The organism is Rubritalea sp., assembly GCF_039830215.1.
Classification (GTDB): Bacteria; Verrucomicrobiota; Verrucomicrobiia; order Verrucomicrobiales; family Akkermansiaceae; genus Rubritalea.
On sequence record NZ_JBDOPO010000295.1, the window covers coordinates 1 to 2,983 of the forward strand.

The following is a 2,983-nucleotide window of genomic DNA, read 5'->3' on the forward strand; positions in this document are numbered from 1 at the left end:
TAGGCATACAAATCGAAGAAAGCCGCCAGCAGCGTGCATCACTCCTACTCAAAGAAGTTCGCTACATAGTCAAAGCGCACATTGACGTCCTCGACCGTCGAATGGAGCGAGGTGGTGCCGAGCTCCCAGCTAACCAGATTGCTGGAAAGCACCTCGAAATGTTCAAGCGCCGCGCTCGTAAGGGTCAAGCCTTTCACCAACCCTACCTCGGTTGCCGTGAGTTCCCAGCCCGCTTCACCTTACACGAGATCGATGGCGAACTTCCCGTACCACACGAGAGTTTCACTGGTGAAAAAAAAGACCTCGGCTTCATGTTGCACGACATTGAATTCGATCAAGACTCCCGCACAAAGAAGGTGAAATCTACCACTCCCCATTTCTTTCGCGCCCAGATGAACGATGGCGTCATCACCGTTCCTCCTTTCCAATCCGAAATCTCTGAGTTCACCCTGTCATGATCCTGCAATCTCTTTACAAACTCTACGATCGCCTTGCTGATGACCCAGCCTATGAAATTGCCAAGCCTGGTTACGCCCCTCAGCAAATTACGTTCCGAATAATTCTCAAGCCCTCGGGTGAGTTATTCGACATTACAGACGCTCGTTTAACTGATGCGAAAGGGAAGCTAAGGAGCCAGCAACGCCTATGCCTTGGCTTTGAGGGGGCCAGAAGCAGTGGCATTAAGCCATACTTCTTATGTGACAAGTCACTATACTCACTTGGGTATGACACTAAAGAAAAAGACCCAGTAAAGTTAGAAAAAAAGTTCACCGCGTTCCGAGATAAACTCCTCAATGCAGAAACTCAAATTGATGATTCAGACTTCTCCTCCGTCTGCAAGTTCCTTAGAAATTGGTCTATCGAAAAAGCTGCAGAGTATCTTTCACAGCAGGATAAAGATGATTTCCTTCAAAACGGTTTCGGTTATTTCGAAATACAGGGGGCGACCTTACCAATAGACCAACTTCCTAAGGTCAAGTCTTGGTGGGATGGCCAACAGTCGACAAGCTCTAGAACAACATCTCAATGTCTAATTACTGGTGAAAACGCTCCAATTGCGAGACTTCACTCAAAGATCAAAGGTGTAGTAGGAGGGCAAGCAGAGCAAAGCCTAGTATCATTTAACGACAGGTCGTATGACTCGTACTGCAAGGATCAATCTTTCAACGCTCCCGTCTCCGAACAAGCAGCTTTCAAATACAGCACAGCTCTCAATTCCCTGCTTAACGGTCCTAAATCCAACAAACACCGAATTAGAATCTGCGACACGACCTGTGTGTTCTGGACTGAGCAGCCTTCCACAGTGGAAGACGCTGCATCCTTTTTCTTCTCGGACGGATCAAACACACCTGAAACTCAAGACGAATCAGCACGTTCGAAAGTAGAAATTTTCCTCAAGTCCCTCCACCTAGGAACTCAGGTGCTCGACGAGCTTGGGGAGGACACTCGGAGCAACCATTTCTACATCCTCGGCCTAGCTCCGAATGCCGCTAGGCTCTCCGTGCGCTTTTTCCATCAGTCCACGATCGCCGAGTTCGTTGCCAATCTTAGAGCGCACCACGATGACATTTCAATTATTCGTCAATACAACTCAGAACCGGAATTACCATCAAATAGCAGATTACTCGAGCAAACTGCAACTAAACGGTCCTCTGGTAAAATTGATTATGATACGATTCCTCCGCTACTAGCCGGCTCACTCATGCGCGCCGTTCTCGATAACACACCATATCCTGAAGATCTCTACTCAGCAGTCCTCCGCCGCATCCGAGCAGATAGAACAATTAACTACTTCCGGGCCTCCGTCATCAAAGGCGTGCTCACCAGAAATCACAAACAAACTATGACCACCATGTTAGACATAGAAAACAAAGAACCTGCCTATCTATTAGGAAGATTATTCTCCGCACTAGAAAAAACTCAAGGCGATGCACTTGGCGACCTCAATGCTGGTCTCAAAGACAAATTCTACAGCAGCGCATCCGCCACGCCAGCCTCAGTATTTCCACGCATACTCCGCACCTACCCTCACCATTTAGCCAAACTCAATGGCGGTCAGAAAGTTGTAAGGGAACGTCTTATCCAAGATATCATTGGAGAACTGACCGAGTTCCCATCTCACCTCAACCTCAAAGACCAAGGCAAATTCGCCATAGGCTACTACCACCAGCGTAAAGCTCTCTTCACGAAGAAATCCTCTATCACATCAGAGACACAAGAATCTAAATAAATAATAATAACACTTTAAAACACATAAACTATGAACAACCGATACGACTTCATCTACCTCTTCGACGCTAACGACGCCAACCCTAATGGTGACCCGGACGCAGGCAACCTCCCACGCATTGACGCCGAAACAGGCCAAGGCCTTGTCACCGATGTTTGCATCAAACGCAAAGTTCGCAATTTTATTCAAACAACACAACCAGGTCAGAACATTTATTTCAAAGAGCTTGCTGTTCACAATAACCAACACGATGAAGCCTATACAGCCCTTAAAGAAAAAGGCATTGCTACAGATGACGATCTAAAGACAGATAAGAAGAAAAAGCCCAAACCTGAAATCAAAAACGCAGCCAGAGATTGGATGTGTCAGAATTTCTATGACGTCCGCACCTTCGGAGCCGTCATGTCCACAGCCGTAAACTGCGGCCAAGTCCGTGGCCCAGCTCAGCTATCCTTTGCCCGCTCAATCGACCCTATCGTCGCCAGCGAGCACGCTATCACGCGTTCCTCTGTGACCAACGAAAAAGACATCGAGAAAGAACGCACAATGGGGCGTAAGTTTACGATCCCCTACGGACTCTATCGCTCGCACGGCTTCATCAACCCCTTCCTAGCGGAACAAACAGGCTTTAGTGACGACGACCTCGAACTCCTTTTCACTGGACTAGAAAACGCCTTCCAGTTCGACCAATCTGCCGGCCGCCCAGCAGGTAGTATGAATGCTCGCAGACTCATAGTTTTCAAACACAAATCC

At 47.8% G+C, this 2,983-nt stretch carries 3 protein-coding genes; all 3 read left to right on the plus strand.

The features are described from left to right. Positions 1-458, plus strand: a 458-nt coding sequence (gene cas5c / locus ABGY95_RS09765; RefSeq protein WP_347441493.1) for a type I-C CRISPR-associated protein Cas5c, incomplete at its 5' end; no start/stop codon positions are given. Next, positions 455-2,230 carry a type I-C CRISPR-associated protein Cas8c/Csd1 gene (cas8c, locus tag ABGY95_RS09770; protein ID WP_347441494.1) on the plus strand — a complete coding sequence of 592 codons (1,776 nt, stop codon included), beginning with the start codon at positions 455-457 and terminating at the stop codon, positions 2,228-2,230. The genes cas5c and cas8c, both read left to right, overlap by 4 nt. A 30-nt stretch (positions 2,231-2,260) precedes the next feature. Further along, on the plus strand, positions 2,261-2,983 hold a 723-nt coding region (gene cas7c, locus ABGY95_RS09775; RefSeq protein WP_347441495.1), incomplete at its 3' end, for a type I-C CRISPR-associated protein Cas7/Csd2.